The organism is Pseudomonas vlassakiae (assembly GCF_014269035.2).
Classification (GTDB): domain Bacteria; phylum Pseudomonadota; class Gammaproteobacteria; order Pseudomonadales; family Pseudomonadaceae; genus Aquipseudomonas; species Aquipseudomonas vlassakiae.
The window spans coordinates 76,607-90,610 of record NZ_JABWRP020000004.1; the positions used below are offsets into that span (position 1 = coordinate 76,607).

Annotated in this window: 13 protein-coding genes; 5 read left to right on the forward strand and 8 right to left on the reverse strand. The window is 63.7% G+C overall.

Translation table 11 applies throughout. The features are described 5' to 3' along the window. Positions 1 to 11 precede the first annotated feature (11 nt). The 4 genes from mdtD to yccS all read left to right on the forward strand — a co-directional run bounded on the left by mdtD (position 12) and on the right by yccS (position 6,491). Entirely contained in the window at positions 12 to 1,439 is a 1,428-nt protein-coding gene (gene mdtD / locus HU738_RS06610) for a multidrug transporter subunit MdtD (protein ID WP_099815611.1), read from the forward strand. A 112-nt stretch (positions 1,440 to 1,551) separates the two neighbouring features. After that, positions 1,552 to 2,886 carry an ATP-dependent RNA helicase DbpA gene (dbpA, locus tag HU738_RS06615; protein ID WP_236192415.1) on the forward strand — a complete coding sequence of 445 codons (1,335 nt, stop codon included), beginning with the start codon at positions 1,552 to 1,554 and terminating at the stop codon, positions 2,884 to 2,886. A 156-nt stretch (positions 2,887 to 3,042) separates the two neighbouring features. Further along, entirely contained in the window at positions 3,043 to 4,224 is a 1,182-nt protein-coding gene (locus tag HU738_RS06620) for a BaiN/RdsA family NAD(P)/FAD-dependent oxidoreductase (RefSeq protein ID WP_054887919.1), read from the forward strand. Positions 4,225 to 4,307: 83 nt separating this feature from the next. Next, a complete protein-coding gene (gene yccS / locus HU738_RS06625; RefSeq protein WP_186601685.1) occupies positions 4,308 to 6,491 on the forward strand; it encodes a YccS family putative transporter in 2,184 nt (727 codons plus the stop codon). Between the two features lie 11 nt (positions 6,492 to 6,502). Here the strand turns inward: yccS and HU738_RS06630 are convergent, their stop codons facing one another. Next, positions 6,503 to 7,240: a substrate-binding periplasmic protein gene (locus tag HU738_RS06630; RefSeq protein WP_186601687.1), complete on the reverse strand. Its 738-nt coding sequence runs from the start codon at positions 7,238 to 7,240 to the stop codon at positions 6,503 to 6,505. Between the two features lie 168 nt (positions 7,241 to 7,408). Here HU738_RS06630 and HU738_RS06635 point away from each other — a divergent pair, with 168 nt between their 5' ends. Further along, entirely contained in the window at positions 7,409 to 7,882 is a 474-nt protein-coding gene (locus HU738_RS06635) for a GNAT family N-acetyltransferase (RefSeq protein ID WP_176508206.1), read from the forward strand. Here HU738_RS06635 and HU738_RS06640 read toward each other — a convergent pair. From HU738_RS06640 to HU738_RS06670, 7 genes are all read right to left on the reverse strand, one after another. Next, on the reverse strand, positions 7,857 to 8,153 hold the full coding sequence (locus HU738_RS06640; protein ID WP_054887923.1) for a winged helix-turn-helix domain-containing protein: 297 nt from the start codon (positions 8,151 to 8,153) through the stop codon (positions 7,857 to 7,859). The genes HU738_RS06635 and HU738_RS06640 overlap by 26 nt on opposite strands. A gap of 12 nt (positions 8,154 to 8,165) precedes the next feature. After that, positions 8,166 to 8,666: a M48 metallopeptidase family protein gene (locus tag HU738_RS06645; RefSeq protein ID WP_027920691.1), complete on the reverse strand. Its 501-nt coding sequence runs from the start codon at positions 8,664 to 8,666 to the stop codon at positions 8,166 to 8,168. Between the two features lie 39 nt (positions 8,667 to 8,705). Further along, positions 8,706 to 10,826, reverse strand: coding sequence for a putative bifunctional diguanylate cyclase/phosphodiesterase (locus HU738_RS06650; protein WP_186601689.1), 2,121 nt, complete (start codon positions 10,824 to 10,826; stop codon positions 8,706 to 8,708). 196 nt (positions 10,827 to 11,022) lie between these two features. Then, positions 11,023 to 12,087: a class II fructose-bisphosphate aldolase gene (gene fba / locus HU738_RS06655; protein ID WP_008093958.1), complete on the reverse strand. Its 1,065-nt coding sequence runs from the start codon at positions 12,085 to 12,087 to the stop codon at positions 11,023 to 11,025. Positions 12,088 to 12,187: 100 nt separating this feature from the next. Further along, positions 12,188 to 12,517, reverse strand: a complete 330-nt coding sequence (locus HU738_RS06660; protein WP_186601691.1) for an MliC family protein — start codon at positions 12,515 to 12,517, stop codon at positions 12,188 to 12,190. A 64-nt stretch (positions 12,518 to 12,581) separates the two neighbouring features. Next, positions 12,582 to 12,800, reverse strand: a complete 219-nt coding sequence (locus HU738_RS06665) for a hypothetical protein (protein WP_186601693.1) — start codon at positions 12,798 to 12,800, stop codon at positions 12,582 to 12,584. 32 nt (positions 12,801 to 12,832) lie between these two features. Continuing rightward, complete coding sequence (locus tag HU738_RS06670; RefSeq protein WP_054887926.1) at positions 12,833 to 13,996, reverse strand: phosphoglycerate kinase; 1,164 nt, start codon at positions 13,994 to 13,996, stop codon at positions 12,833 to 12,835. Positions 13,997 to 14,004 lie beyond the last annotated feature (8 nt).

A 14,004-nucleotide genomic window follows, 5' to 3' on the forward strand; every position in this document is an offset into this window, starting at 1 on the left:
AAGAGCAAGCCATGCCCGAACGTACCCCGCTGGACCCGACCACCGCCCGCTGGCTGCCCTGGGTGGTGGCCATCGCCTTCTTCATGCAATCCCTGGACGGCACCATCCTCAATACCGCCCTGCCGGCCATGGCCCGCTCGCTGGCTGAAGACCCCCTGCGCATGCAGGGCGTGATCATCGCCTACATGCTCACCGTGGCCCTGCTGATCCCCGCCTCCGGCTGGATCGCCGACCGCTTCGGCACCAAGCGCATCTTCTTCAGCGCCATCATGCTGTTCAGCTTCGGCTCGCTATTGTGCGCCACGGCCAACAGCCTCGGCTTCCTGATCTTCGCCCGCATCGTGCAGGGCCTGGGCGGCGCGCTGATGCTCCCCGTCGGGCGCCTGGTGGTGCTGCGCGCCTACCCGCGAACCGAGCTGGTGCGGATCATGAGCTTCATCACCATCCCCGGCCTGCTCGGCCCGCTGCTGGGCCCGACCCTGGGCGGCTGGCTGGTGGAAATCCTCAGCTGGCACTGGATCTTCCTGCTCAACCTGCCAGTCGGTGCGCTGGGCTGCTATGCCGTGTGGAAGTTCATACCCGACCTGCGCGGGGCCGAGCGCACCCGCTTCGACGGCCCCGGCTTCATCCTGTTCGGCGCGGCGATGGTGCTGATCACCATCGCAATGGAAGGCCTGGGCGAGCTGCACCTGCCACACCTGCGGGTGATGTTGCTGCTGTTCGCTGGCATGGCCTGCCTGGCGGCCTATTGGCTGCGCGCCGGGCGCGACCCGGAACCGCTGTTCTCACCCAGCCTGTTCCGCGTGCGCACGTTCGCCATCGGCATCCTCGGCAATCTGTTCGCGCGCCTGGGCAGCGGTGCCCTGCCGTTTCTGGTGCCGTTGCTGCTGCAGGTGGCGCTGGGCTATTCGCCGGCCCAGGCTGGCATGAGCATGATTCCGCTGGCCGCCTCGGCGATGCTCGCCAAGTCGGTCGCCCGCTCGCTGATAGAGCGGCTGGGCTATCGCATCGTGCTGACCGGCAACACGTTGCTGCTGGGCATCCTGCTGGCCAGCCTGGGCCTGGTCGACGAGCAGACGCCGTATGCGCTGCTGCTGGTGCAGTTGGCCCTGCTTGGCGCCGTCAATTCGATGCAGTTCACGGCCATGAACACAGTGACCCTGATCGACCTCGACGACGCCAGCGCCAGCAGCGGCAACAGCCTGCTGTCGGTGGTCGCGCAGTTGTCGCTGAGTCTCGGTGTGGCCTGCGCCGGTGCCCTGCTCGGCGGTTTCACCGCAGCGGGCAGCGCCGACGGTGTGGAAACCACGCTCGGCGCGTTCCAGCTGACCTTCGTCACCATCGGCGTGATGGCCATGCTGGCGGCTGCCATCTTCCTGCAACTGTCGCCGACGGACGGAAGGCGTGCCCGTCGTCCGGAACAACACATGGAGTCGTAGGGCGAATGGCCACGAGGCTGGTAAACTGTTCGGCATTTTTCGCTTCGCACCGCAGGCCCGCCTCGTGACCACCGAATCCACCGCCTTTGCCACCTTGCCGCTGTCCACCGCCATGCTGGCCAACCTGGACGCCCTCGGCTATGCCTCGATGACGCCGATCCAGGCCCAGAGCCTGCCTGTCATCCTGCGCGGCCAGGACCTGATCGCCCAGGCCAAGACCGGCAGCGGCAAGACCGCCGCCTTCGGCATCGGCCTGCTCAACCCGATCAACCCGCGCTACTTCGGCTGCCAGGCACTGGTGCTGTGCCCGACCCGCGAGCTGGCCGACCAGGTCGCCAAAGAGCTGCGCCGCCTGGCCCGCGCCGAGGACAACATCAAGATCCTCACCCTTTGCGGTGGCGTGTCGCTGGGCCCTCAGATCGCCTCGCTGGAGCACGGTGCGCACATCATCGTCGGCACCCCGGGGCGCATCCAGCAGCATCTGGACAAGGGCACTTTGGTGCTCGACGGCCTGAACACGCTGGTGCTGGATGAAGCCGACCGCATGCTCGACATGGGCTTCTTCGACGCCATCGCCAGCATCATCGGCAAGACCCCGGCGCGTCGGCAGACCCTGCTGTTCTCGGCCACTTACCCGGCGGGCATCGAGCAACTGGCCGCCGACTTCATGCGCAAGCCGCAGCAGGTCAAGGTCGAAAGCCTGCACGCCGACAATCAGATCGAACAGCGTTTCATCGAGATCGACCCGCAGCAACGCCTGGAAGCCGTCACTCGCGTGCTTGGCCACTACCGCCCGCAATCGTGCGTGGCGTTCTGCTTCACCAAGCAGCAGTGCGAGGACGTGGTAGCCCACCTGACCGCCAAGGGTATCGTCGCCCAGGCCCTGCACGGTGACCTGGAGCAGCGTGACCGCGACCAGGTGCTGACTCTGTTCGCCAACCGCAGCAGCTCGGTACTGGTGGCTACCGACGTGGCTGCCCGCGGCCTGGATATCGACGGCCTGGACATGGTCATCAACGTCGAACTGGCGCGCGATGCCGAGATCCATGTGCACCGCGTCGGCCGTACCGGCCGTGCCGGTGAGAAAGGTCTGGCAGTCAGCCTGGTGGCGCCAGCCGAGGCCCATCGTGCCCAGGCCATCGAAGCCCTGCAGAAGCGCCCGCTGCGCTGGGATCAGCTGGACAGCCTGAAGCACAAGGGCGAACCTTTGGTGCCGTTGATGAGCACGTTGTGCATTGCTGCCGGGCGCAAGGACAAGCTGCGCCCGGGCGACATCCTGGGTGCACTGACCGGCGATGCCGGAATCCCGGGCAAGCAGGTGGGCAAGATCGCCATTTTCGACTTCCAGGCCTTCGTGGCGGTGGAACGGCCGCTGGCCAAGCAGGCCATGCAGCGCTTGAACAGCGGCAAGATCAAGGGCCGGGCCCTGAAAGTCCGTATCGTCTGACCTATTTTGGGGGCCGCTTCGCGCCCCTTTCGCGACACAAGGCCGCTCCCACAGTGTATTGCGCAAATTTCAGATCATGTGCGATCTCTTGTGGGAGCGGCCTTGTGTCGCGAAAGGGCTGCAAAGCAGCCCCAGCAATTCCGAAGAGGTAACACCGTGCACTCCACCGACGTGATCATCCTCGGCGCTGGCGCCGCCGGCCTGATGTGCGCCCAGCTCAGCGCCCGCCGCGGGCGCCGGGTGTTGCTGCTCGACCACGCCAACAAGCCCGGCAAGAAGATCCTGATGTCGGGCGGCGGGCGCTGCAATTTCACCAACCTGTACACCGAGCCGGCCAACTTCCTCTCGCAGAACGCGCACTTCTGCAAGTCGGCCCTGGCCCGCTACACCCAGTGGGACTTCATCGAACTGGTGAGCAAGCATGGCGTGCCGTACCACGAGAAGAAGCTCGGCCAGCTGTTCTGCGACAACAAGGCCAGCGACATCCTCGACATGCTGTTGGCCGAATGCGACGACGCGGGTGCCGAAATCCGCATGCACACCAGCATCGAACACATCGAGAAGACCGAAACCGGCTACCTGCTGCAGACCAGCGGTGGGCAGTTCGCCTGCCAGTCGCTGGTGATCGCCACTGGTGGCCTGTCGATCCCGACCCTGGGCGCCACCGGCTTCGGTTACCAGGTGGCCCGCCAGTTCGGCCACACCCTGCTGCCGACCCGCGCCGGGCTGGTGCCGTTCACCATCACCGAGCCCCAACTCAAGGCACTGTGCACCGAATTGTCGGGCACTTCGCTGGACTGCACTGCCAGTTGCAACGGCACCAGCTTCCGCGAAAACCTGCTGTTCACCCATCGCGGCCTCAGCGGCCCGGCGATCCTGCAGATCTCGTCGTTCTGGGAAGCCGGCGACACCGTGGAAATCAACCTGCTGCCCGATCGCGATGCGCTGGCCTGGCTGCAGCAGATGCAGGCCGAACGTGCCAACGCCGAACTGAAGACCGTGCTGGGCGAGGTGTTCACCCGCAAGCTGGCCAACCTGCTGGCCGAGCAATGGTTCGAGTCCCGCCCCATGAAGCAGTACACCCCCGGGGAACTGGCGCAGATCGCCGAAAAACTGGCGAACTGGCAAGTGGTGCCGGCCGGCACCGAAGGCTACCGCACGGCGGAAGTGACCCTCGGCGGGGTCGACACCCGCGAAGTGTCATCCAAGACCATGGAATCGCTGAAGAGCCCCGGCCTGTATTTCATCGGCGAGGTGCTCGACGTTACCGGCCATCTGGGCGGTTTCAATTTCCAGTGGGCGTGGGCGTCCGCCAACGCCGCTGCGCAGTTCGTGTAGAGTAGAATCCATTCAGCAGCACGGAACGCTTCTTGCTGGCCGTGCTGCAATGCATTCATTCGATCACTGCCTAGCAGGCCATCATGTCATCGAGTTCGTTCAGTCAGTCACTGCGTCGCCTGTGGGGCCAAGACAAGTTCAGCTACAGCATCCGGGTCACCATCGCCCTCACCGGCAGCCTGGCCCTGTGCTGGTACCAGAACGAGATGGCTCTGCTGATTCCACTGTTCCTCGGCATCATCGCCAGCGCCCTGGCCGAGACCGACGACAGTTGGCAAGGCCGCCTCAGCGCCCTGGCCGTGACCCTTCCCTGCTTTGCCATCGCAGCGCTGGCAGTCGAGTTGCTGTTCCCCTACCCGTGGATCTTCGTCGCCGCGCTGGCGCTGGCAGCGTTCGGCCTGACCATGCTCGGCGCGTTGGGCGAGCGCTATGGCGCGATCGCTTCGGCGACGCTGATCACCTCGGTGTACACCATGATCGGCGTGGACCAGCGTGGCGGCCAGGTCAGCGACTTCTGGCACGAGCCGATGCTGCTGGTAGCAGGCGCCGCCTGGTACGGCCTGCTTTCGGTGCTGTGGCAGGCGCTGTTTTCCAACCAGCCGGTGCAGCAGAGCCTGGCCAAGCTGTTCTTCGAGCTCGGCAGCTACCTGAAGCTCAAGGCCAGCCTGTTCGAGCCGATCCGTAACCTCGATGTCGAGGCCCAGCGCCTGGAACTGGCCCGTCAGAATGGCAAGGTGGTCGCGGCGCTCAACGCGGCCAAGGAAATCATCCTGCACCGGGTCGGCAACAGCCAGCCGAACTCCAAGGTCAGCCGCTACCTCAAGCTGTACTTCCTGGCCCAGGACATCCATGAACGGGTCAGCGCTTCGCACTACCCTTACAACGCCCTGACCGAAGCGTTCTTCCACAGTGATGTGATGTTCCGCTGTCAGCGCCTGCTGCGTAAACAGGGGGCCTCCTGCCAGGAACTGGCGCGCTCGATCCGCCTGCGCCAGCCCTTCGTATTGGCCAGCGGATTCGCCGAAGCCCTGGAAGACCTCAATGCCTCGCTCGAACACCTGCGTATCCAGAGCAACCCGGCCTGGCGCGGCCTGCTGCGTTCGCTGCGCGCCCTGGCTGCCAACCTGGCGACCCTCGACCGCTTGCTCAGCGCAGCCAGCAACCCCGACAGCCTGGCCGATGCCAGTGACAGCAGCCTGCTCGACCGCTCACCACGCAACCTGAAGGACGTGTGGACACGCTTGCGCACCCAGCTGACACCGACCTCACTGCTGTTCCGTCATGCCCTGCGCCTGCCGCTGGCACTGTCGATCGGTTACGGCATGGTGCACGTGATCCACCCGACCCAGGGCTACTGGATCATCCTCACCACCCTGTTCGTCTGTCAGCCCAACTATGGCGCCACCCGGCGCAAGCTGGTGCAACGGATCTTCGGCACCGCGATCGGCCTGACTGTCGGCTGGGCGCTGTTCGACCTGTTCCCCAACCCGGTCATCCAGTCGCTGTTCGCAGTGGCTGCCGGGGTGGTGTTCTTCGTCAACCGTACCACCCGCTACACCTTGGCCACCGCAGCGATCACGCTGATGGTGCTGTTCTGCTTCAACCAGATCGGCGATGGCTACGGCCTGTTCCTGCCACGCCTGTTCGATACCTTGGTCGGCAGCCTGATTGCCATCCTTGCGGTGTTCCTGTTCCTGCCCGACTGGCAGGGCCGCCGCCTGAACAAGGCGCTGGCCAACACCCTGGCCTGCGCCAGCGTGTACCTGCGCCAGATCATGCAGCAGTACGCCCATGGCAAGCGCGACGATCTCGCCTACCGCCTGGCCCGCCGCAACGCCCACAACGCCGATGCGGCGCTGTCGACCACCTTGGCCAACATGCTCATGGAACCGGGGCATTTCCGTAAGGAGGCCGATGTCGGCTTCCGCTTCCTGGTGCTGTCGCACACCTTGCTCAGCTACCTGTCAGGGTTGGGCGCGCACCGTGACACGGCCTTGCCGGCAGAGGTGCAGGAGCAGTTGATCGATGGTGCCGCGCAGACTCTGGCCAACAGCCTGGACGAGATAGCCAATGGCCTGGCTGCCCGGCTGCCGGTCGCGATACACAGTGATGCCGAAGAATCGCTGGCCGCCGCCCTGGAGCAAATGCCGGAAGAACTGGATGAGCACCAGCGGTTGGTGCAGACCCAGCTGGCGTTGATCTGCCGGCAGCTGGCGCCGTTGCGGACCTTGGCCGCCCATCTCATCAAAGAGGCACAGGCGGCTTGAGCGGCGTAGCGTCAGAAGCCATGCTGGCGTAGCAGCCGCGCATAGCTGCCATCGGCCTTCATGCCTGCGATGGCCTGCTCGAAGCGTTCGACGATCTGCTGGTGGTCGGGGTGTTTCAGGCTCACCAGGATATGCAGGGTATTCTCCGCCAGCGGCGGCTCTACCAAGGTCACCCCATCGCGCACGTCCTGCGGCTCGCGCTGCAGGTTGTAGCGCGCCACGTATTCGTCTTCCACGGCCAGGTTCACTCTGCCGGCTGCCAGCATGCGCACCGCGGTGGAGAAGTTGCGCACCGCCACCTTGTGCAAGCGGGTATCGCCATCGAAAGCGGGTGAATAGGCGTAGTCGCGCACCACCGCGATGCTGTAGGGGTAAAGGTCGCCCTGGCTTTTATAACGGAACGTGTCGCCCTTGCGCTTGAGCAGACGAATGCGGTTGTTCAGGTAGCCCTTGGAAAACTGCCCGATCTGCTGGCGCGCGTCGTTGTACCAAGCGTTGATCAGCACGTCGTAGCGCCCCTCGCCAACGCCCATCAGCGCTCGCGCCCAAGGTACTTCCTCATAGCTGCTGGAGTACCCCGCGCGGGCCAGCGCGGTGGTGACCAGGCTGGTCGCCAGGCCGCCGCCTGGCATGGCGCTGTCGGTGAACGGCGGCCAGGTGTCAGCTACCAGACGCAGTCTGTCCTGGCCGAATACAGGTGCTGTCAGGAACAGGCCCAGCAAACCCAACGTGCGAAGCAGAGGCCGCATGCAGAAGTCCTTTTGCAGTGGAAGGCACTCACTGAGGAAGGCGACGCGCAGATGAGAATACACAAAGGCTACTCTTTGGGCAGCGGCCAATGATGTCATTTAGCCTCTATTTTGGCCGAGGCGGGGAAATTTGCGATGATCGGCCATCCATTTCGAGGAGTTACCACAATGTCCATCCACTGGCTTTGCAAGCACCACTCCGACCTCGACACGCATGAGCTCTATGCCATCCTGCAACTGCGTACCGCCGTGTTCGTGGTCGAGCAACGCTGCGCCTACCAGGAAGTCGATGGTCAGGACCTGACGGGTGACACCCTGCACCTCATGGGCTGGCAGGATGACAAGCTGGTGGCCTACCTGCGCCTGCTCGACCCACAGTCGCAGGGCGGCGATGTGGTCATCGGCAGGGTGGTGACCTCGCCGGAGGCGCGCGCGTTGAAACTTGGCCATCCGCTGCTGATGAAAGGGCTGGAAGCAGCCGGGCATTGCTGGCACGGGACACCGGTGTATCTGTCGGCGCAGGCACACCTGCAACGGTTCTATGCCCGGCACGGTTTTGCCGTGGTGGGCGAGCAGTACCTCGAGGATGACATCCCGCATATCGGCATGCGCAAGGTCATGGATACCCCAGTACTGCCTTGATCTGCCGCAGGTGCCGGATGATCCACTGCTTGTCGATCGCGCCCCAGTCATGAATGCGGTAATGCCCGGCATGGTTGCGTGCGCCTTCCTGCTGCTCGAACTCGCAGACGATGTCCAGGTCGGCGAGTGCGGCGATGGTGTCCTGTGCCGTGCGCCGCGGCATGCCGGTGGCCTCCATCAGCGCCGGCACGCTGGTGGCGGTCTGGCTATCGATCAGCCAGGCCACGTACAGGCGGCGGTAGAAACTGCTCTTGGTCTTGCTCACATCCATGCTGCGTGATCCTTACAGGTTGCCTGGCAACTCCCGGTAGGTCAGGTAGACGCGCAGGTCGAATTCCAGTTGGTGGTATGCCGGCTCCATATGCTGGCAGAGCTGGTAGAACGCCTTGTTGTGATCGCGCTCGCGCAAGTGCGCCAGTTCGTGCACCACGATCATGCGCAGGAACTCGGGCGCTGCCTCCTTGAACAGCGAGGCAATGCGGATTTCCTTCTTTGCCTTCAGCTTACCGCCCTGCACCCGCGAAACCGCGGTATTGAGCCCCAGGGCCCGATGGGTCAGGTCCAGGCGGTTGTCGAACAGCACCTTGTCCAGGTTTGGCGCACTGCGCAGGTACTGCTGGCGCAAGTCCTGGGCATAGCCGTACAGCGCCTTGTCGCTCTGCACGTCATGGCGGCCCGGGTAGCGGCGCTGCAAGTACTCGCCCAGGCGGTCGCTGTCGATCATCTGCCGCACCTGCTCCTGCAGGTGCGGTGGGTAGGCTTGCAAATAGCGTAATACGGTCATGGCATGGCATTCGTCGTAACGAATGCCGATTCTAGCCAATCACGGCAGCAGCCAGGGAAAAATCACCGGAAAGCCAGTGGCATCGGCCGCTGTCATGGGGTGCGCGACCAGAAAACCCTGGACGTAGGCGCAGCCGTTTGCCTTCAGCCACGCAGCTTGGGCCTGCGTTTCGACCCCTTCTGCGATCACGGTGATGCCGTAGTCTGCACACAGGACGATGACACTTCGCACCAATGCGGCATCCGGCGCCGAATCTGGCAGACGCGCCACCAGATGGCGGTCCAGCTTCAAGGTGTCGATGGGCAGGTCGCGCAACATGCGCAACGAACAGTCGCCCGCGCCGAAATCGTCCAGCGCCACGCGAACGCCCAGTTCGCGCAGGCGGTGAATCTGCTTGATCGCCGCGTCGATGTTGTACATCAACGAGGTCTCGGCAACCTCGACCTCCAGTTGCGACGGGTCGAGCTGATAATCCTGTATCACCCGCTGCAGTTCATCGACCAGGCTGGGCATGGAGAATTGAGCGCGACTCAGGCTGATACCCAACACCAGTTCCGGGTCGAAACGCTGGCACCAGGCCTGGCGCTGAGCAGCCCCCTGGCGGTAGATCCAGCTGGCCAGGCGGTTGATCAGCCGAGCCTCTTCCAGCAAGGGTATGAACAGCCCGGGCGGCACATCGCCAACACTGGGGTGTTGCCAGCGCAGCAGCGCCTCGAAGCCCCGAAGCTTGCCATCGGCAAAGGCCACCTGCGGCTGATACACGAGGCTGAAATCCTGTACCTCGATGGCATTGCGCACGCTGTCTTCAAGCATCAACCGCGAGCGGGCCCGACCATTGAGTTCCTGATCATAGAAGCGGTATTGCTGGCGACCGGCCCGCTTGGCTGCATACATCGCGGTGTCGGCCGCGCGCAGCAGGCCTTCGACATTACCCCCGCAGTCAGGGAAGGTGGCGATGCCAATGCTGACGCCCAAGCAGATGTCGATGCCGTCCACCTGCTGCTGGATCGACACCCGCTCGAGCAGTTTTTCGGCATAGCGCCCGGCCTGCTCCGGGTACGGCAGGCCGTCGAACAATGCGGTGAACTCGTCGCCGCCCAAGCGTGCCAGCAGCGCCTCGCTGCCCAGGCATTCCTTGATCTGCTCGGCCACCCAGAGCAGCACCCGGTCACCCGCTTCGTGGCCCAGCGAATCGTTGATCCGCTTGAAGCCATCGAGGTCCATGTACATCAGGGCCTGGGCCTTGTTCGAGCGCTCGCCGCGCAGCAACGCGCCTTCGGCGGCCTGGTAGAAACCGCGACGGTTGAGCAGCCCGGTCAGCGGGTCGGTCACCGCCTGGTATTCGAGTTGCTGATGCAGGTTACGCTCCACCGACATGTCCAGCACCGTGACCACCATGGCCTGCTGCTCCGCCGGTAACGGCGCGCAGGACAGCGCAACGGGGACCAGCTGGCCACCGGGGGTGCGCAGATGGGCATCATGCACCCGCACGATTTGCCGTGCGAGGTAGGCGTTGCGGAACTCGGACTCGCTCCACAAGGTGGCATTGGCCAATTGCAGCAGATCGAGCAGCTGGGCACCCTGCAAGTGTTCCATCGAGCTATGCAGCAAGCGCGAGATCGCCGGGTTGGCAAAGCTGATGACACCCTCGGCGTCGACCACCAGGATGCCTTCGGCGGCATTTTCCAGGATCGAGGCGTTGAACGCCCGGGCAGCCTCCAGCTCGCGGGTCAGCTGCTGCAGTATGCGCCGGCTGCGCTGCTGGTCCAGCTGCGCCTGCACCTTCGGCTTGAGAATCTGTGGATCGAACGGTTTGAACAGGTAATCCACCGCACCACTGGCATAGCCCTTGAGCACGGCGGCATCGGACTGCTCGTTGGCGGTGAGGAAGATAATCGGGGTCAGCCGGGTTCGCTGGCTGCCGCGCATCAGGCGGGCGACCTCGAAGCCGTCCATTTCCGGCATCTGCACATCGAGCAGAACCAGATCGACTTCATGTTCCAGCAACGTCCCCAGGGCTTCCATCCCCGAGCTTGCAGTCAGCACTTGCCAATCGTTGCGCGCCAGCAAGGCGCGCATACTGATCAGGTTTTCCGGGTAATCGTCTACCACCAGGAGAACCGATTTGCCATCCAGTGGTTCAGGGTAAGCGCCATCCATGCTGCTTCTCTTGTTTGACAGACTTCGACTTGCTATTGGATCCAGCTGATACTCTAGACCTGCAGTTGCGACAAGCAATGCAATCAGATCGCTATCAATTGATTAGTTTCACGGTAGCCGACTAACGGTCGCCGTGCAGCATTTTCGACACATGAAAAACCCGCATCGCTGCGGGTTTTTCATTGACGCTGGTGGATCAGTTGACCTTGGCAGCCAACTCACCCTTCAGGTAGCGCTGGAACATGCCTTCCAGCGAGATCGGCTTGATCTTCGAGGCGTTGCCGGCAGTGCCGAACGCTTCGTAACGGGCGATGCACACGTCGCGCATGGCTTTCACGGTTTCACCGAAGAACTTGCGTGGGTCAAACTCGCTCGGGTTCTGTGCCATCAGGCGGCGCATGGCACCGGTGGACGCCAGGCGCAGGTCGGTGTCGATGTTGACCTTGCGCACGCCGTGCTTGATACCTTCGACGATCTCTTCGACCGGTACGCCGTAGGTTTCCTTGATGTCGCCGCCATACTGGTTGATGATCGCCAGCCACTCTTGCGGGACCGAGGAGGAACCGTGCATCACCAGGTGGGTGTTAGGGATGCGCTTGTGGATTTCCTTGATGCGGTCGATTGCCAGTACGTCACCGGTCGGTGGCTTGGTGAACTTGTAGGCACCGTGGCTGGTGCCGATGGCGATGGCCAGGGCGTCGACCTGGGTCTTCTTGACGAAGTCGGCGGCCTCTTCCGGATCGGTCAGCATCTGGCTGTGGTCCAGCACACCCTCGGCGCCGATGCCGTCTTCTTCACCGGCCATGCCGGTTTCCAGGGAACCCAGGCAGCCCAGCTCGCCTTCTACCGAAACGCCACAGGCGTGGGCCATGGCCACGGTCTGCTGGGTGACGCGGACGTTGTACTCGTAGTCGGTCGGGGTCTTGCCGTCTTCACCCAGCGAGCCGTCCATCATTACCGAGCTGAAACCCAGCTGGATGGAACGTTGGCACACGTCAGGGCTGGTGCCGTGGTCCTGGTGCATGCACACCGGGATGTGCGGGAATTCTTCGATGGCGGCCAGGATCAGGTGGCGCAGGAACGGGGCACCGGCATATTTGCGGGCACCGGCCGAAGCCTGGACGATCACCGGGGAGTCGGTCTTGTCGGCCGCTTCCATGATGGCGCGCATCTGCTCGAGGTTGTTGACGTTGAAAGCCGGAACGCCGTAACCGAACTCGGCGGCGTGGTCCAGCATCTGGCGCATGCTAATGAGTGCCATTGTGTATCTCTCTCCCGACAAGCGTCGTTTGTTTCGTGCAAGCCTGCCGCAGGGGCGGTTGCTGTTCAAGTAGTGTGGGCCGCCTGTGCGGCCCGGCCAGTCACGGTGCCTTGCAGCCCCGCCCAATCAGATCGTTGGTTGCCACCCAGTACACCAGGCCTTCGTCGCCCTTGGTGTGGAAGGCCAGCACGCCATCGCTGTACAGCGCGCCAGAGGCGCCCGGCTCGGCCTTGAGCCGATAGACCTGGTCACCGCCGCCGAGGCGCACGTCAACCTGGTCCCGCTGTGCATCAGCGAAGCGCCACAGCACTTCGGCCTGAGTGTCACAGACCCAGCGGGTCCAGTTGTCCGCCGGGGCGGAAGGTGCAGGCTGTATCAGCGAGCATCCTGCCAGTGTCGCCAGAGCCATCGAGGCCAGTAGCGCTTTCATTACATATCCTCTAGAGGACCACATAGCGGTCACTTGGTTGCCTGCTCCGACGAAACGCACGGCATCAGGGGCAACCCGGCGCCTGGCGCTGGTGTTCTTCGTCGTACTTTTCCAGGCCGTCCGGGCCAACGCGCTTGCTGATGACCGGCACGGTCTCGGCCTGCCACGCGGACTGGTAGCAACCGCCCTTGGGCGGCTGCGCCGGGTCGGCCTCCGAAGACGGGCTGCTGGAGCAGGCGCCCAGCAGGCCGGCCAGAATCATCACAGGCAATTGCTTGACCATCAGGTCGCTCCCTTTGCCAGGCGCCGCCATGGTCAGGCTTTTGCCCGCTCTTCCAGGATCGCCACGGCTGGCAGCACCTTGCCCTCGACGAATTCGAGGAAGGCACCGCCACCGGTAGAAATGTAGGAGATATCCTTGCTGACGCCATATTTGTCGATGGCTGCCAGGGTATCGCCACCACCGGCAATGGAGAACGCTGCACTTTCAGCGATGGCCTTGGCCAGCACCTTGGTGCCGTTGCCGAACTGGTCGAACTCGAACACGCCGACCGGGCCGTTCCACAGGATGGTCTTCGACGACTTCAGCAGCTCGGCGAAATGGGCAGCGGTCTGCGGGCCGATGTCGAGGATCATGTCGTCGGCGGCAACGTCGGCGATGGCCTTGACGGTGGCTTCGGCGTCCTCGGCGAACGCCTTGGCAACCACGACGTCGACCGGCAGTGGCACGCTGACCTTGGCGGCGATGGCCTTGGCGGTTTCGATCAGGTCAGGCTCGTACAGCGACTTGCCCACCGGGTGACCGGCAGCAGCCAGGAACGTGTTGGCGATGCCGCCACCGACGATCAGCTGGTCGCAAACGCTGCTCAGGCTGTTCAGCACATCCAGCTTGGTCGACACCTTGGAGCCGGCAACGATGGCCGCCATTGGCTTGGCCGGGGCTTTCAGGGCCTTGCCCAGCGCGTCCAGCTCTGCAGCCAGCAGCGGGCCAGCGGCAGCCACCTTGGCGAACTTGGCAACGCCATGGGTGGAGCCTTCGGCCCGGTGAGCGGTGCCGAAAGCGTCCATTACGAACACGTCGCACAGGGCGGCATATTGCTGGGCCAGCTCGTCGGCGTTCTTCTTCTCGCCCTTGTTGAAACGTACGTTCTCGAACAGCACCAGGTCACCGGCGCTGACTTGAACACCGTTCAGGTAATCGGCAACCAGCGGCACTTCACGGCCCAAGGCCTTGCTCAGGTAGTCGGCGACCGGCTTGAGGCTGTTCTCGGCAGAGAACTCGCCTTCGGTCGGGCGGCCCAAGTGCGAGCAGACCATTACCGCCGCACCCTTTTCCAGGGCCAGCTTGATGGTCGGCAGCGCTGCAAGGATACGCGCATCGCTGGTTACCACACCGTCCTTCACAGGTACGTTGAGGTCTTCGCGGATCAGTACGCGTTTACCTTGCAGGTCGAGGTCGGTCATCTTCAACACGGTCATGAATGCAG

What these genes read in the sequence shown, in the direction of transcription:
- HU738_RS06665 (WP_186601693.1), bottom strand. Translation starts at nt 12,800, where the DNA reads ATGGTCAAGCAATTGCCTGTGATGATTCTGGCCGGCCTGCTGGGCGCC.
- fba (WP_008093958.1), bottom strand. Translation starts at nt 12,087, where the DNA reads ATGGCACTCATTAGCATGCGCCAGATGCTGGACCACGCCGCCGAGTTC.
- dbpA (WP_236192415.1), top strand. Translation starts at nt 1,552, where the DNA reads ATGCTGGCCAACCTGGACGCCCTCGGCTATGCCTCGATGACGCCGATC.
- HU738_RS06640 (WP_054887923.1), bottom strand. Translation starts at nt 8,153, where the DNA reads ATGGATGTGAGCAAGACCAAGAGCAGTTTCTACCGCCGCCTGTACGTG.
- yccS (WP_186601685.1), top strand. Translation starts at nt 4,308, where the DNA reads ATGTCATCGAGTTCGTTCAGTCAGTCACTGCGTCGCCTGTGGGGCCAA.
- mdtD (WP_099815611.1), top strand. Translation starts at nt 12, where the DNA reads ATGCCCGAACGTACCCCGCTGGACCCGACCACCGCCCGCTGGCTGCCC.
- HU738_RS06635 (WP_176508206.1), top strand. Translation starts at nt 7,409, where the DNA reads ATGTCCATCCACTGGCTTTGCAAGCACCACTCCGACCTCGACACGCAT.
- HU738_RS06645 (WP_027920691.1), bottom strand. Translation starts at nt 8,666, where the DNA reads ATGACCGTATTACGCTATTTGCAAGCCTACCCACCGCACCTGCAGGAG.
- HU738_RS06670 (WP_054887926.1), bottom strand. Translation starts at nt 13,996, where the DNA reads ATGACCGTGTTGAAGATGACCGACCTCGACCTGCAAGGTAAACGCGTA.
- HU738_RS06650 (WP_186601689.1), bottom strand. Translation starts at nt 10,826, where the DNA reads ATGGATGGCGCTTACCCTGAACCACTGGATGGCAAATCGGTTCTCCTG.
- HU738_RS06660 (WP_186601691.1), bottom strand. Translation starts at nt 12,517, where the DNA reads ATGAAAGCGCTACTGGCCTCGATGGCTCTGGCGACACTGGCAGGATGC.
- HU738_RS06630 (WP_186601687.1), bottom strand. Translation starts at nt 7,240, where the DNA reads ATGCGGCCTCTGCTTCGCACGTTGGGTTTGCTGGGCCTGTTCCTGACA.